The sequence below is a fragment of the Aliivibrio logei genome, from assembly GCF_001691055.1.
Lineage (GTDB): Bacteria > Pseudomonadota > Gammaproteobacteria > Enterobacterales > Vibrionaceae > Aliivibrio > Aliivibrio salmonicida.
On sequence record NZ_MAJU01000015.1, the window covers coordinates 175,050 to 194,750 of the forward strand.

General features: G+C 39.4%; 11 protein-coding genes. 8 read left to right on the forward strand and 3 right to left on the reverse strand.

Going from position 1 to position 19,701, the window contains the following annotated elements:
• Positions 1-93 precede the first annotated feature (93 nt).
• Both A6E04_RS14965 and pepT read left to right on the forward strand, forming a co-directional pair.
• Entirely contained in the window at positions 94-477 is a 384-nt protein-coding gene (locus tag A6E04_RS14965; protein ID WP_017023302.1) for a helix-turn-helix domain-containing protein, read from the forward strand.
• Positions 478-751: 274 nt separating this feature from the next.
• Entirely contained in the window at positions 752-1,981 is a 1,230-nt protein-coding gene (gene pepT, locus A6E04_RS14970; RefSeq protein ID WP_065611731.1) for a peptidase T, read from the forward strand.
• Between the two features lie 90 nt (positions 1,982-2,071).
• On the opposite strand, the gene fdhF is transcribed toward pepT, so the two are convergent.
• Positions 2,072-6,229, reverse strand: coding sequence for a formate dehydrogenase subunit alpha (gene fdhF / locus A6E04_RS14975; RefSeq protein ID WP_065611732.1), 4,158 nt, complete (start codon positions 6,227-6,229; stop codon positions 2,072-2,074).
• A gap of 294 nt (positions 6,230-6,523) precedes the next feature.
• Between fdhF and glpA the strand changes: the two genes are divergently transcribed.
• The 6 genes from glpA (at position 6,524) to A6E04_RS15005 (ending at position 16,726) form a co-directional block, all read left to right on the forward strand.
• On the forward strand, positions 6,524-8,206 hold the full coding sequence (glpA, locus tag A6E04_RS14980) for an anaerobic glycerol-3-phosphate dehydrogenase subunit A (RefSeq protein ID WP_065611733.1): 1,683 nt from the start codon (positions 6,524-6,526) through the stop codon (positions 8,204-8,206).
• Positions 8,203-9,561 carry a glycerol-3-phosphate dehydrogenase subunit GlpB gene (glpB, locus tag A6E04_RS14985; RefSeq protein ID WP_065611734.1) on the forward strand — a complete coding sequence of 453 codons (1,359 nt, stop codon included), beginning with the start codon at positions 8,203-8,205 and terminating at the stop codon, positions 9,559-9,561. The genes glpA and glpB overlap by 4 nt, the downstream gene beginning before the upstream one ends.
• Positions 9,558-10,832 carry an anaerobic glycerol-3-phosphate dehydrogenase subunit GlpC gene (gene glpC / locus A6E04_RS14990; RefSeq protein ID WP_065611735.1) on the forward strand — a complete coding sequence of 425 codons (1,275 nt, stop codon included), beginning with the start codon at positions 9,558-9,560 and terminating at the stop codon, positions 10,830-10,832. Before glpB ends, glpC begins: the two co-directional genes overlap by 4 nt.
• A 186-nt stretch (positions 10,833-11,018) precedes the next feature.
• Positions 11,019-12,050, forward strand: a complete 1,032-nt coding sequence (locus A6E04_RS14995) for a cytochrome-c peroxidase (protein WP_244886282.1) — start codon at positions 11,019-11,021, stop codon at positions 12,048-12,050.
• Positions 12,047-14,878: a PAS domain-containing hybrid sensor histidine kinase/response regulator gene (locus A6E04_RS15000; RefSeq protein WP_065611737.1), complete on the forward strand. Its 2,832-nt coding sequence runs from the start codon at positions 12,047-12,049 to the stop codon at positions 14,876-14,878. Before A6E04_RS14995 ends, A6E04_RS15000 begins: the two co-directional genes overlap by 4 nt.
• A 162-nt stretch (positions 14,879-15,040) precedes the next feature.
• Entirely contained in the window at positions 15,041-16,726 is a 1,686-nt protein-coding gene (locus tag A6E04_RS15005; protein WP_065611738.1) for a GGDEF domain-containing protein, read from the forward strand.
• Between the two features lie 73 nt (positions 16,727-16,799).
• Here A6E04_RS15005 and A6E04_RS15010 read toward each other — a convergent pair whose 3' ends face one another.
• Entirely contained in the window at positions 16,800-17,888 is a 1,089-nt protein-coding gene (locus tag A6E04_RS15010; protein ID WP_065611739.1) for a linear amide C-N hydrolase, read from the reverse strand.
• 159 nt (positions 17,889-18,047) lie between these two features.
• Positions 18,048-19,595 carry a glycerol-3-phosphate dehydrogenase gene (gene glpD / locus A6E04_RS15015; protein WP_065611740.1) on the reverse strand — a complete coding sequence of 516 codons (1,548 nt, stop codon included), beginning with the start codon at positions 19,593-19,595 and terminating at the stop codon, positions 18,048-18,050.
• Between the last annotated feature and the right edge of the window lie 106 nt (positions 19,596-19,701).

Consider the following 19,701-nt stretch of genomic DNA (forward strand, 5'->3'; position numbering starts at 1 on the left):
AGCCTTTCGTGATGTCATTAAAAAATCACTGAAATAAAAAATCTATCATTGAATACACTTCGATATATTATTACGATTTTTCATAGGCATATTATGTTAGATGAACAAACATCTATGGAAAGCATTTCTCGACGGATCGAGGCAAGAAAAACAGAGCTGGGATTATCAAATACTCAAATCTCGACGGCGTGTAACGTATCAACAAGAACCGTCATCAACTGGACGAGTGGTTTATCTAGCCCACATATTTCAAAACTGATCCCATTGAGCTTTGTGCTAAGAAAAGAATTGAGCTGGATCATATCGGGAAGTGAAAACATTCCAGATTGGCTTGGTGTTACTATGCCTGAAGTGATCGATTTTCATAAAGAATTAGCTAAATACTCAAAATCTGAGCGTACCATGTTATTCAAATCGATCAGCAGCTTAATCGAACAGTTTGGTTTTATTTTAAAATCAAAAGATAAAAAAGACTAATACCTAATTAAAAGTATTTAGCATTATTATTTTATAATGCTAAATACTATCGATATATTAATTTAAATTATAAAAATAGATTTATAATCGCTAATTATAAATCGCATTACTTTATTTTAACATTGTCTTCAATCACATAAAAATAACGTTATATTCCCCCAATGTATTTTATCGATAAATACTTATCACTTTCATTTTTTATGATGTACCGCAACAACACATTCTGCATTTAGATCCATACTCATTCCACATTTTTTAATTATGCAGAGGCTCCATGAAACAACTTGTTGAACGCTTTCTTTCTTATGTGAGTATCGATACTCAATCCAACCCTTCAGCACCACAATGTCCAAGTACAGAAAAGCAGCTTAATCTTGCTAACCAATTAGTTATCGAACTAAAAGAATTAAAGCTTGCCGATGTCTCTGTTGATGAGAATGGCTATGTCATGGCTCGTTTGCCTTCAAACGTTGATTATGATGTGCCAGCTATTGGATTTGTTGCCCACATGGATACTGCACCAGATGCGTCTGGTGAAAATGTTAAACCACAAATTATTAAGAATTATCAAGGTGATATCATCGCACTTGGTACGAGTGGTGAAGAACTCAATCCAATTCAATTTCCTGATTTAAATACGCTTATTGGTCACGATTTAATTACCACAGATGGTACAACATTACTTGGTGCCGATAATAAAGCGGGTATTGCAGAAATTCTAACAGCAATCGCAGTACTGCAAGCAAACCCTGAGATCCCACACGGTGATATTTGCATTGGTTTTACGCCAGATGAAGAAATTGGCCGTGGTGCTAATTTATTTAATGTTGAAAAATTCAACGCACAATGGGCCTACACTATTGATGGTGGCCCTGTTGGCGAGTTGGAATATGAAAACTTTAATGCAACTAGCGCTGATGTGATTTGTCATGGTGTTAACGTTCACCCAGGCACAGCAAAAGGCAAGATGATCAACTCAATGAACATTGCCGCACAATTCCAGCTGATGATGCCGACCGATGAAACACCAGAAGGCACAGAAGGCTACGAAGGTTTCTATCATTTGAAATCAATGGAAAGCGGCGTGGCAAAAACCGAGTTGGGTTATATCGTGCGAGACTTTAGCCGTGAAGGCATGGCAGAGCGTAAAGCGTTTATGCAACAAAAAGTCGATGAGCTAAATGCAAAACTAGAAAAAGGCCGTGTTGAACTGATTTTAACTGACAGCTACTTCAATATGCGTGAAATGGTGGAGCCTCATCCTCACGTCATTGAATTAGCAAAACAAGCAATGACAGCGTGTGATGTGCAACCAGACATCAAGCCTATTCGTGGCGGCACAGACGGCGCTCGTTTGTCGTTTATGGGGTTGCCTTGTCCTAATATCTTTACCGGTGGTTACAATTTCCACGGTATTCATGAGTTCATTACGATTAATGGCATGAAACAAGCGGTTGATGTAATTGTAAAAATTGCAGAGCTAAATGCACTGAACAATAAGTAATTTAACTCTGTTCAAAAAGAGAAAAGTCACAAACAAAAACGCCCGATGATTACATAACCATCGGGCATTTTTTATTTTAACGAATAATGATTATTCACACATTTCTGGTACTACGATCTTCTCGACTTTCACTGCGGCAACTTTAAACTCTGGGATCTTCGCATGAGGATCTAACGCTGTTGTGGTTAATTTATTCGCCGCCGCTTCAACAAAGTGGAACGGAACAAACACCACCCCTTCTTGCATACGCTTAGTCACAAATGCAGGAGCCTCAATGGTGCCACGACGGGTCGAGACTCTAACCATTTCACTGTTAGAGATACCAAGACGCTCTGCATCTGCCACACTGATCATAGCTCGCGGCCCTGCAAGGTTGTTCAACCCTTTGGTTTTACGAGTCATGGTGCCGGTATGATATTGCTCTAATAAGCGACCCGTTGTAAGGACTAATGGATACTCTTCATCAGGCAGTTCTGCGGCGTATCGGAATGGCACCGCGGCCATCTGACCTTTTCCACGAATGAATTGTTCGCTATGCATGATGCGAGTACCTTCTGGATTCGCATCATTACATGGCCATTGAAGTCCATTTTTACCAATCGCATCCCAATGCATGCCTTGATACTGCGGCGTAACCTGAGTGATTTCTTCAGTAATGTCTTCAACCGATTGATAGTTCCAATCTCCGCCCATCGCTTTCGCAATTTCTTGAATGATCCACCAATCTTCTTTCGCTTCACCCGGAGGATTAACCGCAGGTGAGATACGCTGAACACGACGCTCAGTATTAGTAAAGTGGCCCGCTTTCTCTGCAAACGAACACGAAGGCAAGATCACGTCTGCGTATGCGGCGGTTTCTGTCATGAAGATGTCTTGTACCACTAAGAAATCTAACGTCTCTAAACCGTGAATAACGTGCGCTTGATCAGGATCACTCAATACCGGGTTTTCACCCATCACGAATAAGCCTTTCACTTCAGAATGACACGCGGCATCGATGATTTCCGTTAGCGTTAACCCTTTCTTATTTGGTAAGTTTGGCTTGTTCCACGCTTTAACGAACTTCTCGTAAACCGCAGGATTCTCCACTTTTTGGTAACCCGGGAAATCCGTTGGCAACGCGCCCATATCACACGCACCTTGTACGTTTGATTGACCACGCAGCGGGTTAATGCCACCACCTTCAATACCAATATTGCCACACAGCATTTGCAGGTTAGCAATAGAACGAACGTTATCATGCCCTGTCGTATGCTGCGTAATGCCCATTGAATAGTAAATAGCCGTACGTTTTGCTGTACCGATATAACGCGCCATTTCAATCACATCGTGCGCTTTCACACCGGTGATAAGTTCAATCTTATCTGGTGTATACGCATCCGACATGACTTCATTTCTCAAATCATCAAAACCCTCAACACGTTCTGTTATGTACGCTTGATCATGCCAGTTATTCTTAATGATCTGCTGCATAATACCGTTAAGTAACATCACATCGGTACCCGGACGCTGCGCTACATATAACTCAGCATGATCCGAGATATCCACTTGCTTAGGATCCGCCACAACCAAACGCGCACCGTGATGACGAATAGCTTGTTTGATATGCGAAGCAATGATCGGGTGAGCAGATGTGGTGTCTGAACCAATAATAAAGATCAGATCTGAATGTTTGATACTTGGAATATCATTGGTCATTGCACCACTGCCGATAGAAGCTTCTAAACCCGTTACCGTGGTTGAGTGACAAAGACGCGCACAATGATCGAGGTTATTGGTTTCAAACTCACAACGAACCAATTTTTGGAAGGCGTAGTTATCTTCATTGGTGGTTTTTGCCGAAGAGAATCCCGCTAATGCATTTCCGCCATGTTGCGTTTTAATTGCACTAAACTTGTCAGCAACAAGCGTTATTGCCTCTTCCCAACTTGCTGGTACTAATTCACCATTTTTACGAATTAATGGTGTTGTTAAACGTTGATCACTACCAACGAAATCAAAACCAAAACGTCCTTTCACACATAACATGCCCTCATTAACTGGAGAGCCTTTCGCGCCTTGTATGTACTTAATTTTGTTTTTCGATTCATCCACTAACATTGTCAACTTACAGCCGACACCACAATAAGTACAAATAGTATCGACCGGTTTTAATAACTCAATTCGACCTTGTGATTTATCACGTGCATCAACCAATGCACCAACAGGACACGCTTGAACACACGCACCACATTGCACACAATTGGAGTTACCCATGTCATAACCATGCTCAAAACCAGCACGACATTCAGGGCGAGAAGCATTGGTACCGTCTTCATTTTTCATGAAGCTCAATACGCCATGTACGCCTTTTTCGTTACACGCTTCTACGCATTGACCACAGCTGATACAACGGTTAGCATCAAACACAATGAACTCAGAGCTGGTATCAATCGCAAATTTCTGCTTACTTTCGTTACTTAAATCGGTTTCATCGGCTTTGTACTCCGTCGCGTAATCACGCAAGCCACAATCAGTATTCGCCTGACACGCACACTCTAAACAACGCTCTGCTTCACGGATCGCATCCGCATTATCAAAGCCCGTTTCGACTTCTTCAAAACTTTGTTCACGCTGCTCTGCCGTTAATTCAGGCATGATAACGCGCATCGCTTTTTGGATGTGCTCAAAATATGCAGGATCAACCTGCTTGGTCTTCTTCTCTTTTTGAGAATTAAACAACTTAGTCGGGATTTTTTCCATATCGCCTTTAAAGAAACGATCAATCGCTTCAGCGGCAATACGTCCATCAGCAACGGCTTCAATCGCTGTTGCAGGACCACGACGAAAATCACCAATACTAAAGATGTTTTTCACACCACTGTGCATGGTTAGGCTATTAGAATCAGCCGTGTTCCAACGTGTTAACGGTAAATCAATAGTGTCGTTTTCTAAAAATCTTAAATCTGGTTTTTGAGATACCGCTGAAATTACAGTATCAAAGTCTTCAATGAAGAATTCACCTGTCGCTTTAGGGCTTCGGCGGCCTGATGCATCAGGTTCGCCCAATGCCATTTTCTCTAAGCGAACTTGAGTAACACGGCCTTCTGAATCTGCAATATTCTCAACAGGATTAGTTAAGAAATGGAATTTAACGCCTTCATGTTCAGCTTCAACCACTTCATAGTCTTCGGCTGGCATGTCTTCACGAGTACGACGATAAATAAGCGTGGTATCTGCACCATCACGTACCGCTGTACGCGCACAATCAATCGCGGTATTACCACCACCAATCACGGCTACTTTTTTACCCGTAATAAGTTTGGATTCCATTACGTAATCTTTTAGGTAATCGACACCTAAATAACACCCACCCAGATCACTGCCTTGATAATGCATTTCAACCGCTTTAGACGCACCAACAGCCAAACACACCGCATCATAATCATCACTTAGTTGCGATAACGAGAAATCTTCACCTAATTTAACCGAGGTTTGGATCTCCATACCGTTGCGGCACATCAACTCAATTTCTTTATCTAAAATCGATTTTGGTAAACGGTATTCAGGGATACCATAGCGTAACCAACCACCTGCTTTAGGCATCGAATCAAATACCGTGACGCTGTAACCTTCGTTGGTTAGGTAATAACCACAGGTTAATCCACCAGGGCCACTGCCAATAACAGCTATGGATTTACCTTTGTCTGCTTTTTTTGGCGGTACATACGATTCTTGAGCATGTAAATCTGCATCAGCCGCGTGACGTTTTAGTTGACGGATAGCCAATGGCTCATCAACTAAACCACGACGACACTCTGTTTCGCAGAAAGCAGGGCACACACGACCAATCGATAATGGCATTGGTAATGTTCGTTTAATGACTTCAATGGCTTTTTGATGATCATTCTGTGAAATATGATACAGATATGACTGTATATCTACGCCAGCGGGACACGCGGTTTGGCACGGCGCTTCGCAATCGGCGTAATGATCAGAAAGTATTTTATTTAATGCACTTTGACGACGTTTTGCTAATGCTTCAGACGAAGTGATCACTTGCATACCATCAACGACTTGAGTTTCACAAGCACGCTGAACTCCTTGCCCTTCAATTTCAACTACACACAAATCACATGGCAATTTTTCACCATTGATGTTATTTCCGCACAGTGAAGGGATTTCAATATTGCATTCCTTTGCCGCTGCTAACAGTGTTATCTCTTCATCGATAGTGAATGTTTGTTTATCTATAGTTATTTTCATCATTCAGTACCTAGATTTACTAATAATTACCTCGATTATATCATTACTTTTTAAGTGGATTTGAACCCCATCGCATCTTTGCAATATTGTCACGACAAAAACGCTTTTTTTACCCATGAACCATCTGGTAAATAGCCTACTTTTGTGTTCGTTTATTTATTTGAATGTGACCTACCCACCAAAACGAAAGCAAATCGAACGCTCGAACGAACATAATTGAGCTAAATCAAAGAAAGTGTCGAACATAAATATCATCATGGTTTCATACATCAAAAGTGGTAAAAAAGAGACCAAATTATGGATAAAACTTCTCGATTAGAAACCTCTGTTATTATCATTGGAGGCGGCGCTACAGGCACAGGAATCATGCGTGATTGTGCACTGCGTGGGATCAATTGTATTTTGATTGAGAAAGACGATTTGGCCTCAGGAACCACTGGTCGAAATCATGGTTTACTGCACTCAGGCGCTCGCTATGCCGTCACCGATCCTGAATCTGCCAAAGAATGTATCCATGAGAATAAAATCCTTAAAAGCATCGCAAAACATTGTGTTGAAGATACCCAAGGCTTGTTTATCTCACTGCCTGACGACGATTTAAATTTCCAAGCACAATTCATTGAATCATGTAAAACCGCAGGCATTGACGCCAAGCAATTAACCCCCAAAGAAGCCCTATTATTAGAACCTAATGTAAACCCTAATCTTATTGGTGCGGTTCAAGTGCCAGATGGAACGCTCGACCCTTTTCGTTTATGTGCAGCAAATGTGCTGGATGCGAAAGAAAATGGCGCGCGTTTGCTCACACACACTCACGTAACTTCACTTATTCGCCATCAAGATACGGTACTTGGTGTGAATTGTATTGATGTTCGTACCAATCAAAAGATTGAGATTTTCGCTCAAGAAGTCATTAATGCGGCAGGGATCTGGGGACAAAATATTTGTGAATACGCCGATTTAAGCATCAAGATGTTCCCAGCCAAAGGTTCTCTGCTTATCTTAGATTATCGTATTAATAATTTGGTAATCAACCGTTGCCGTAAGCCATCAGATGCTGACATTTTAGTTCCCGGTGACACAATTTCACTGATAGGAACCACCTCTGAGCACATTGACTACGATAAAATTGATGACTTACATGTCACAGCTAAAGAAGTGGATATTTTACTGAGTGAAGGCGCTAAGTTAGCCCCAATAATGGCGAATACTCGTGTACTTCGTGCTTATGCAGGTGTTCGTCCGTTGGTCGCTGTTGATGATGATGGTTCAGGTCGAAATATCAGTCGTGGCATTGTGTTGCTTGATCACGCAGAAAAAGACGGGCTCAACGGCTTTACGACGATTACGGGAGGTAAATTAATGACCTCTCGACTCATGGCTGAAATGACCACCGACATGATCGCTAGAAAACTGGGAAACAACCAAGAGTGTACGACTCACTTACGATCGCTTCCTGGATCGAACGGTGCCTCTATTGCCGCCAAGAAAACAGCAAGCCTAGCAAAACCCGTTTATCAAAGTGCGATTTATCGTCATGGTGAACGAGCAGATCAATTCTTAACGGATGATGCAAAAGATCAAGCCGTGATCTGTGAGTGCGAAATGGTGACTCAAGGTGAAATCAATTACGCCATTAAACAATTAGACGTGCATAACTTAGTGGATTTACGCCGCAGAACACGGTTAGGAATGGGACCGTGCCAAGGTGAACTCTGCACCTACCGCGCGGCAGGATTATTTGAAGAATATGGTCAAGTCAGCGGTAATCAATCAAGCCAATTATTAAGTCACTTTTTAGAAGAGCGTTGGAAAGGCATTAAACCCGTATTTTGGGGCGATGCTCTGCGCGAGGCCGAATTCAGTTACTGGGTTTATGAAGGCTTATTCGGTGCCAGTGACATACCGACACTCTCTACAAAAACGGACCAGAGCACTTCGTCTCAACCAAAACAAGAACAACAAGAGGCCACATTATGAAATTTGATACTATCATCATCGGCGGCGGCATGGCCGGCTTAAGTTGTGCACTTCGTTGTCTTGAAGCCGGATTAAAAACGGCCGTAATCGCATCGGGACAAAGTGCTTTACATTTCTCTTCTGGCTCTGTGGATGTATTAGCAAAAACACCCGATGGAAAGCATGTTGTAGACCCAATGAGGACGATTGAGTACTTTAAAGATAATTACCCTACCCATCCTTATTCAGTTCTTGGAAAAGAGACCGTCAGTCGTGCTTTAGCTTGGTATCAAACCAAGCTGTCCGACATCGGGGTGCCATTACGCGCACAACAAGATGGTCATAATCATTATCGTTTAACACCATTAGGCACCATGAAATCGACTTGGCTATCACAACCTTTTGTTCATCAGTTCCCAATGACATTAGAAAATAGCAGCGTAAAGAAAATGGTGTTGATCACCATTGATGGCTTTCGTGATTTTCAACCAAAACTGGCGCAAGACAATTTAAAATTGGTACCTCAATTATCTAATCTTGAGATCACAACCGCGTCTGTTTCTTTGTCTGCATTTAAAGGCATCAAACGTAATCATTGTGAATTACGATCCATTGATCTTTCTCGAATTCTGTCAAAACGCGCTAACTTACAAGAGTTTGCCCACGCATTACAGCAACACGCAAATCCGGGTGATCTTGTTGTGATCCCCGCTATTTTTGGTAATGGCACTGGCCTGGCATTATTAAAAGAAATTGAAGCCCTAACGCAACTGACATTATGCGAAGTCCCTACCATGCCACCATCACTTTTAGGAATACGTTTAGAGGAATCGATGAAACACGCTTTCATTAATCAAGGGGGCACCTTATTTAATGGTGATCACGTAATTCAAGGTGAGTTTTCTTATGTAGAAAAAGAAGACCCGACCAATTCTTATTACCATTTAAACCGACTATTTACTAAGAATCATGGTGATTTTCCACTGCAAGCAAAACACTTTGTTTTAGCCACGGGCAGTTTCTTCAGCCAAGGGTTAAAGGCAAGTGTGGATTCAATGCGAGAACCTATTTTTGGTTTAGATATCGACCAAACCGATTCTCGAACGGATTGGTACAATCCTGAATTTTTTAGTCCACTATCCCATCCATTTTTAAGTATGGGCGTTAAAACTAATGACCAATTTCAGGCCTTAAAGTCAGAGCATGTCATTAATAATCTTTTTTGTGCGGGTGCTATTCTTTCTGGTTACAACCCAATACTAGAAGGCTGTGGCAGTGGTGTGGCAATTAGCACTGGATTCCATGCGGCTGAAACCATTATTAAGCAGCAATCGGTAAAGACTCAACCAATACAACACGCTGAGGTCGCATTATGAGCAGCCCACTATTTCGCTCTAATTTATTAAAAGACAGCTTCTCAAAAGAAAATCTGATTTTCAGAGCGCCAGCTAATACCAGTTTTGATCAGTGTTTAAAATGCACCGTATGTACTGTTTATTGCCCTGTGGCTAAAGAAAACCCTGATTACCCTGGCCCAAAACAATGTGGTCCAGATGGCGAACGTTTACGCTTTAAAAGCCCTGAATATTTTGATGAAACCTTAAAGTTATGCACCAACTGCAAACGTTGTGAAACCGCTTGCCCGTCTGGTGTAAAAATTGGCGATATGATCGCAGTCGCCCGTGGAAAATACGGAAAGCCCGCGTATAACATGAAAGGTATTCGTGATTTCGTATTAAGCCATACCGATCTGTTTGGATCGGTAGCAACCCCGGTAGCTCCTATTGTGAATGCGATGACGAGCGTACCATTAGTCAAAAAAGTGATGCATAAAACGATTGGGGTTCATGATCATAAATCGTTGCCAAAATACTCTCACGGCACCTTTCGTAAATGGTATAAAAAAGAAGTCACTGATCAATCGATTTATCAACAACAAGTGCATTATTTTCATGGTTGTTTTGTTAATTATAATCACCCACAATTGGGCAAAGACTTTATTAAAGTCATGAATAACATGCACATTGGGGTTCAGTTATTAGACAAAGAGAAATGCTGTGGCGTACCTCTTATCGCAAATGGATACCATAAAAAAGCACAGAAAAATGCAGAATTTAATGTCGCTAATTTAGAAGCAGCAATTGAGCGTAGAGACGTGCCGATTTTATCGACCTCTTCAACGTGCTCCTTCACATTGCAACAAGAATACCCACACGTACTGGATGTAGATAACAGTAAAGTGGCGAAGAAAATAGAATACGTAACCCGTTTTTTATTAAAAGAGATCATGAATGGTCGTGGTCCAAAAATGAAACCACTGAATAAAAAAATTGTTTACCACACGCCTTGTCACTTAGAGCGCAGTGGCGGCAATATTTATACCATTGAATTACTGAGGGCTATTCCCGGTTTAGAAGTGCAAGTTTTAGACAGCGAATGCTGTGGTTTAGCAGGCACTTATGGGTTCAAAACCGAAAACTACGATACCTCTATTGCGATTGGTAAAAACGTATTTGACCAAATAAAAACCGCTAAACCTGATTATGCCATTACCGATTGTGAAACCTGTAAATGGCAAATAGAAGAGAATACAAATGTTACGACCATTCATCCAATTTCATTATTATGTGAAGCACTGATGGCATAAACAACATCTACGTAAGATACGTGCTGGTAGGTAAAGGAAGAAATGCGACGTCTTTCTTTACCTTTCTTTTCATACGCAAATGATTATTGATAATTATAACGTTAAGACAACTAAAGCTAGGCACTTTAAATCGAGTTACCTTGTACTATACTTTTCAATAGAGTGTATATACACAAGGAATCAACCGTGCAATTTTTACCATTACGTTGGATTATTCCACTTATCATTATTAGCGTTTGCAGTATTTACTTATATTTCTCTTTTCAAGAGCCTATTTGGGATCTTGATACTCAAACTCAAACCCCAAAAAGTAATGAGTTTTTTTCTAACGCCATCACTGCTATAAATAAGGTTGAAATTAAAGAAAAAAGCAAAGCTAAATTAGGTTTAGAACTCTTTCTTGACCCAAGATTGTCCTCTAACGGGCAAGTAAGTTGCGAATCTTGCCACCACATATTTACGAATGGTGCTGAATCTATTCCCGCTTCTATTGGTGTTCATGGCGAAGGTACTCGTAATTCTCCCACCTTATTCAATATCAGTTTAAACACCCGTTTCTTTTGGGATGGACGCGCAGCCAGTCTAGAGCAACAACTTGATGGCCCTATTCACAATCCATTAGAAATGGACAGCAATTGGACTGACATCATTCAATTTCTTACCTCTTCAGATCACTACTCCAATCGTTTCAAACAGGAATACAATGGAGATATCACAGAAGCCACTGTCAAAGACGCTTTAGTCACTTTTATGGCAACGCTCAATACACCAGATACACCGTTTGATCACTATTTAAAGGGCGACAAAAGAGCCATATCCCAAATAGCCGTCAATGGCTGGGATAAATTCCAACAACTGGGGTGTGTATTTTGTCACCAAGGACAGAATGTAGGGGGAAACTTGTTTCAGAAGTTTGGCAATTTAGCCGCATTAGAAACACAATTTGGTGACTCTGCAAACAACGATCTCGGTCGATTTGATATCACAGGAGACAGCAATGATCGCCACGTCTTTCGTGTTCCTAGCTTGCGAAATGTTGCTATTACTGCGCCTTATTTTCATCATGGAAAAACAGAAACCCTTGAAGAAGCCATTATCATTATGGCTAGAGTGCAATTAGGACAAGAGCTGACACCCATGACCGTTGTGGAGATCAGTGCATTCTTAAACACCTTAACGGCACCAAGACCTGCTGCGTTAGAGGAGTTAATCCAATGATATTAATTAATACGAACAAACTCAGTCTTATATTGATCGCATTTATTACCTGTGCTGCTCTGTATTTGTCGTTGATTATCACCAAAAGTCATTTGGTCGAACAATATCAACGTGCTTATTTGTCATTGTCTGACAGCATCATTCAATCTAGAGAAAGTCTCTATTATTTTAATCATCAAGACAATAAAGCCTATGACTCTTACTCATCTCAGCTGGTCAATGCCGATTTAAAAGCCTCTTTCCTTTCTGAACACTTAGAAAATGACCAAAACTATTGGTTATCAAGTTTCCTCATTAGTAGTGATCAAGCCGTTATTTATGCAAAAAACACCCAAGTAAGCGTCTCGACCTTAGTTAACGATCTAGAAACACTACTGAGATTAAAAGTCTCATACGAATATTCAACACTCACGACTTTACTATTAGAAAAAAAACTATTAACTACCCTACCAAAACTAGAAGATAAACTGTATGTCTCACAATTTACATTAACGGGTTTAATGAGCTCTCCGCCCAGTAATGAATTAAAAAACCAAGTTGGGTTTAAAAGCTTATCTAATTACATCGCCTTTCGTGAACGTATTAAAGTCGAAAGTAAAAACAAAGAAAAAGACATTTTTACCAACAATGTAAAACAAATGCTGACACAACAAAATAATTATTGGTTATCTCAATCCGAATCAATAAAGAATCATATGTTCATTACCGTTATGTTATTTATCTGCGCGATTGCCGCCTACTTCTATCTTCAATTACGTGAACGGTTACAACAAACCTTAATTATAAAAAGAGAACTGGTAAACTCAGAAAAAGAAAAATCGAAGCTTGCCCTTGTTGCCGAGCATGCACACGATGCCATTCTTATTACCGACAACAATGGCATGTTAACTTGGGCAAACCAAAGTTTTTTTACACTCTCAGGCTTCCAACTCGATGAAGTACTAGGAAAGAAACCGGGAGATCTCTTACAGGGTGAAAACACCTCAAAAGACGACGTTACACGCATCTCTGCCGCCATCAAAGAAGGGGGTTCGATTGAATCAGAATTAATCAATTATCATAAAGACGGCTCAGAGTACTGGATAGATATGTCCATTACTCCCACCTTTAATTCTGATGGCTCAGTGGAGCAGTTCATTGCGGTAGAAAGAGACATAACCAAGCGTAAAGCCCTTGAAATTGATTTATTCAATGCAGCAGAACAAGCGGAAGTATCCAACAAAGCCAAATCAACCTTCTTAGCAACCATGAGTCATGAATTAAGAACACCACTTAATGGCATTTTAGGCATGGCACAGATCATTGAGAGTAATATAAAAGATCCCGAACAACACAAACAGATTAGCGTTCTACTCGAATCAGGAGATCACCTACTTTCTTTACTTAATGACATTCTTGATTTCTCTAAAATTGAACAAAATAAACTGGAATTAGATAACCTTCCTTTTGATTTTAAAGATGTGATTAGTCCTATTGCAAATACCTACATCCCGATCTGTGAAGATAAAGGATTAGAATTAATTATCCATGATCAGATTAATGCGGGTGCAGTATTTAATGGTGACAAACCTCGAATTCGACAAATCATCTTCAACTTAATCAGTAATGCCGTGAAGTTCACCCATAAGGGCAGTATCACATTAACCTTCAGTCATACCCTTACCGCAAAAAGTAAACAAGGTCTGCTTATCAAAATAGAAGACAGTGGTATCGGCATACGCGAAGAGCGCCTTGACTATATCTTTGATCCTTTCATTCAAGCAGAATCAGCAACAACACGACAATATGGTGGAACCGGGTTAGGCTTAGCAATAGTGAAGCAACTCGTTGATGCTATGCAAGGTTATATTTCAGTAGAAAGCGTGGAAGGAGAAGGCACTGGCTTTACTATTATGCTGCCACTTGAAACCGTTATAAAAAAACAAATTCACAAAGAAAAAACTCCCGAAGCCCTTGTCTCTAATGACAATGAAGAACTCATCCATCAAAAATTATCGATTTTAGTCGCCGAAGACAATAAAGTGAATGCTTTGGTCGCCAAAATGTTTTGTGAGCGTTTGGGTCATCAAGTCGTCGTTGTCGAAAATGGACAGCTTGCAATAGAAACCCTAAGGTCACAGATATTTGACCTTATCATTATGGATAATCACATGCCGATCATGGACGGTATTAGCGCAACAAAGATCATCAGAAAAGAGCTTAAACTGCCCACCGTTATTTTTGCCTGTACCGCCGATGTATTCCAAGAAGCCCATGATAATTTCATTGAAGCGGGCGCAAACTACGTATTAACGAAGCCTCTTCAAGAACAAGGGTTTATGGATGCAATAAAACAACATCAACAGTTAATTACTTGTAATAATACGGAAACCAAACCATTCGATAAATCGACTGAAAATGTCATCGAATTAAAACGTCATTCAAAAGAAAAAATAACGACATTAGCACTCACCGAAGCCGAGTTAAGCTTAGCATCATTAATTGCTATTTGTGGTGACGATAATGATATTTTAGATGAGTTCTTACTGTCATTTATTGATATCTCCGAAGAGAGCATTACTTCATTAATCACCGCTTATGACAATAAAGAAATTGCAAATATTCGCTTACATTCCCATTCAGTAAAAGGAATGGCAAGTAACTTTGATGCTCTCCGCCTTGTTGAAAGCGCAACATCCATTGAAATGTTGACGAAAGTAGGTTCAATGCCTGAACTGAATGACATACAACAACTTATCAATTTATTAGAAGTAAATATTCAACAAGCTGTCCGTTTATTACACAGAAATATCAATAAAAACACAAATAATGTTCATATTTATCCGTAATGCTTTACAAAGTAAAAATCATTACTGACGGTAATGTTACTTCATTACTCATTCAAACTATAAATTTGGCATAGCTCGCATTTTGTGTGATTATTCATACAAGTAACTTGTCATTAACCATGATAAATTAGCAAAAATTTCAATTGGGATATAATAAAAATAATGCTTGAGAATAAATACTTCATTTATCAGCCTAATTTCTTTGAAGGTTCTATTGTCTCTTATGAAGCACTACTAAGATTCAAAAACTCTGACGAATCGCCTTTGCACTTCATTTCTACGATTGAAGATAAAGAGAACTTTGATAAAGCTGTAATCTCTCAAGTACTTTCCGACAAATTAAGCTTAAAGAACCCAAAAAACATTAATCTATCCATTAACATTTTTGCCCAAAGCTTAGTATCAGAATCATTTATTGAATATTGTGAATCCGTGTTCCAAAAACACAAAGGGTTTACCTTAGAGTTGAACTTCAATCATCAACAGTTTGACTTAGAAAAAATCCGCTTGCATATGCAGCGCTTAAAAAATCTAGGGGTTCTTTTTACCTTAGATGATTATGGTACAGAATGTGTTAATTCTGACCCCTTGTTAGACTTAAACTTTGACTATATAAAAATAGACCGCTCTCTTATTAGCGCCATTAGCGATGATTATTTATCGTTTTGTTTTTTACGTTCGCTTTACCACAAATTGAATAAATTTTTAGGCAATACGGTCATTATAAAAGGCATAGAAAGCGTTAATCAATTAAACCTGATTAACTCTTTTGGTTCAGTGATAGCACAAGGTTATCACCTTTCATACCCATTGCCGCTGTCAGCCCTTGACGATAATCTTGATACACAATCAGAACAATCGTTAAGTAAAGAGAATTCGGTAAACCCACCGATTGACCGTTTTATTTACAATATTAATATTGCAAAAAACAAGACAGAATTAACTGCCGCTTTAGCGCTGTTCAAGCCTCAAGACCCATTCAATTTATTAGGCATTGATTACAATAATTTTGATCTGGACGCACTCAATCGAAAGTACCAAGAATTATTAGATGGCATTAAAAGCCCATCGATTCTATTCACTACCAATTTAATGAAGCATTGTAATTGCCTTTTTATCTTAAGAGACGAACAAGGTGTGGCCATTTATAACAATAAAAAGCATGTCGATTATTTAGAATGTGATTTAGTTGGGATGCCTGCCGATGATGTACTCGCTCGATTCCCAGATTATCAAATGTGCTTACAGCTTGATCAGCAGTTATTAAATAATGACTCTGATATTTTAATGTCCAATGAAACGGTTGAAGTCGGCTCACAAACGACACACTTCCACACCTATCGCCAAAAGATAAAATATTTCGATAAAACATTTATCATGATTTTTGTGTATGAAGATACGCAGGATACACAAACATCAATTGATCCTTTGACTGGCTGTTTTACAAAATCAAAATTAGAACGTCTTGATATTAATACCTATAATTCCTTGGTCTTTATTGATTTGGATGGATTTAAAAATATTAATGATAAGCTTGGTCATCAAATCGGAGATTTACAACTAAAAGAAGCCGCTCGATTAATCAAGCAATATTTGAGAAAAGAAGATCTTCTTATTCGATTTGGAGGTGATGAATTTGTACTTTGCTTTAACTCGTATTCTGTTGAGGATATTCACGCAAAGATGTTGGTCATTCGATCCCATTTCGAGCGCTATTTTGAAAAAAAAGACATGTATCTTTCCTTTTCATTTGGTACCGCTTTAATTCATACCGATGTTAAAGAAGCCTTAGATCTTGCCGACCAACTGATGTATACAGAAAAAAGACATCGAAAGCTGCAAATCTAATTTACATCTAGCCCATGAAAAAGCCTCAAATATGAGGCTTTTTATCTAGTCGTTCTGTTTATAACGTATTATTTTATAATATAGGCGTAACATCTTGAACATGAAACTGCCCAGAATCTAATCGGCGCTTCTCTTCTGTTTTACCATTAAAGTTAATCTTATTTAAATCCACTTTTTTAATGGTGCTGTCTCTCATCGTTTTATAAAAAAACTGTCCATTTGTTTGATCAATCACTGAAGTCCATTGCGTCGCACTCGGTAGATCTGGAATGTGAGCTTTACTATTGAATTCACTCCCGATAGGAATATCAAAGTTATTTAATATATGAAACGCTTGAGACACGGCTTCTTCTTCATCTTTCATCACTGGTGCCGAATTAACATAAAACGCGGCACGTATGAATCGAGATGGTGGCGTAATATCGCCTGGTAAACCTAAAAAGCTAGAACCCACACCAAAGGAAAACGCTTCTACATCGTTAATTTTTTGCCCTTTACTTACCCCCGGAGTCAAATGAATATAGTTATTAAGATTCGTGACTTGCCATTGATAATCAGGTGCATTGGTTAATACTTTTGCCGTATTTTTATGAATCTTAATTTTGCCGTTATTCATAATTTCAATAACGATATTATTGCCCGCTTTATCTGAAACACGCCAATGAGCAGTAGGCGATGGGATCCCTTTTGCATCAAGATAAACAGGCACTATTTTTATCGTATCTAACGCATTTTCAACCTCAGCAACGGTGGTAAATTGTGACAACATCCAACGAATAAAGTCCATGTCGGTTATCGTTGTTTTTGTGTCTTTCGAATTGTATTTTTCTAGCGACCCATAGTTTTTAAAATAAAATAAACCGGCGCTTAATCCCTCTTCATTTATCCCCTCAGCAATAAAACGATCATCACTGACAGAAATACCAACAAACCCGTATTTAGACGTCCAATCTAACCCTTGCTGTTGATTTGGCATTGTCGAGGAGTAGTGATAATTACGAGGCGATATTATCAACTTGCTCTCTAAATCATTCTGCCCCCACTCAATCGTTCGACCTTGAATATAATCATGATTGGTTGTTGAAAGAGAAATACCAGTACAAGCACTGGCTGAATACGCTACGCAAGACGCAATAAGCATTGAGAGGAATTTAATTTTCATTTTACTATCTCATTTTAATGACATTCAGATAGTACTCTTATCGATAATAATGCCAAGAGTAATCTTAATTCATTGGTAATTTATATAATAAAAAATGCACCTAATTAGAATTAGATGCATTTCATTTATTGAATTATCTGAGTACTTTTTATCTCTTATTTAACTCACTTGTTCTAATTTAACGTCAACCTTTGATGCTATTGAACTATTCATATAATCAGCTACTTTTGCTTGTTCTTCTTTGTTTAAATACAGACCAAGTTTAGTTCTTCTCCACAATACGTCTTCTGCTTTTTGTGAGAACTCATGGTGCATTAAATAATCAATTTCAGCTTGATAAACCCCTTCACCGAATATTTGTCCCATATCCGCTTCACAATCCATGTTTTCTAACAATGTCCAGACTAAGGTACCAAATTGATTCACGTATCGTGTTGCTGTTTTCTCTGCTAACCACGTATGTTTACTGCAAATGTTATTCACTAATTGCGTACGAGGATAATCAAAATCACCACCAGGCAATGCGACGTCTCTTGTCCACGACGCACCTATTTTCATGAAATATGGGCTCAGCATTTTCATTGCCGTTTCAGCCAGTTTTCGGTATGTCGTTAGTTTTCCACCAAAAATAGAAAGCAATGGTGCTTGGTCTAGCTCTTGCTCAAGTTCTAATGTGTAATCACGTGTAATCGCTTGTGGTGAATCAGATTCGTCATCACATAATGGACGTACACCACTGTAAGTCCACACCACATCATCACGTTGAATTTGCTCAACAAAATGTTGATTAACGACATCAATTAAGTAGTTTACTTCATCTTCTGATATTTCGACTTTGCTTGGGTCGCCTTTGTATTCTACATCTGTCGTTCCGATGATTGAAAAGTCTTCCATGTAAGGAATAACAAACACAATACGATTGTCTTTATTTTGCAGAATGTACGCTTGCTCTTCATTGTGAATTCTAGGAACCACAATATGAGAGCCTTTCACTAAACGAATATTACGAGGCGATTCTTCTTCTAAGCTATCATCGAAAAACTGTTTTACCCAAGGACCCGCCGCATTAACCAGTGCTTTGGTTTTACGCTCAAAGCGCGTGTTCGTTTGCTCGTCAAAAATAGTAACATTCCATAACCCCCCCACACGAGTCGCTTTCTCAACGCGGCAATAGTTTTTCACTTCTGCGCCATTTTTCTCTGCGGCCATGGCATTTAAAATAACCAAACGCGCATCATCAACCCAACAATCTGAATATTCAAATCCTTTTTTCATCTCAGGTTTTAGTAAACCAGACGCCGCTAAATTAACCGAATGACTTGCTGGTAATGTGGTGCGTTTGCCTAAATTATCATAAAGGAACAGACCTGCACGGATCATCCATGCTGGACGTAAAAATGGGCGATGAGGCAAACGGAAACGCATTGGTTTAGCAATATGTGGCGCTTTGGCTAACAGAACTTCACGCTCAGCTAAAGATTCTGAAACTAAACGAAATTCATAATGTTCTAAATAACGTAAACCACCGTGAATCAACTTTGAGCTTGCTGATGACGTTGCAGAAGCAAAATCTGATGCTTCATACAAACCAACGGTTAAGCCTCGCCCAGCAGCATCAGCGGCAATTCCTGCACCATTAATACCACCACCCACTACGATTAAATCTAAAACAGCGCAGGTTGTGTGTGTTTGGTTTCCATTATTCATAGTAGTGACCTCAAAGACTCATAATGAGCGAACGAACATTAAATACGATGAATTTACGATAACTTAACTTTCGTTTTGAGTCACTTTATATTTTCGATTACGAACA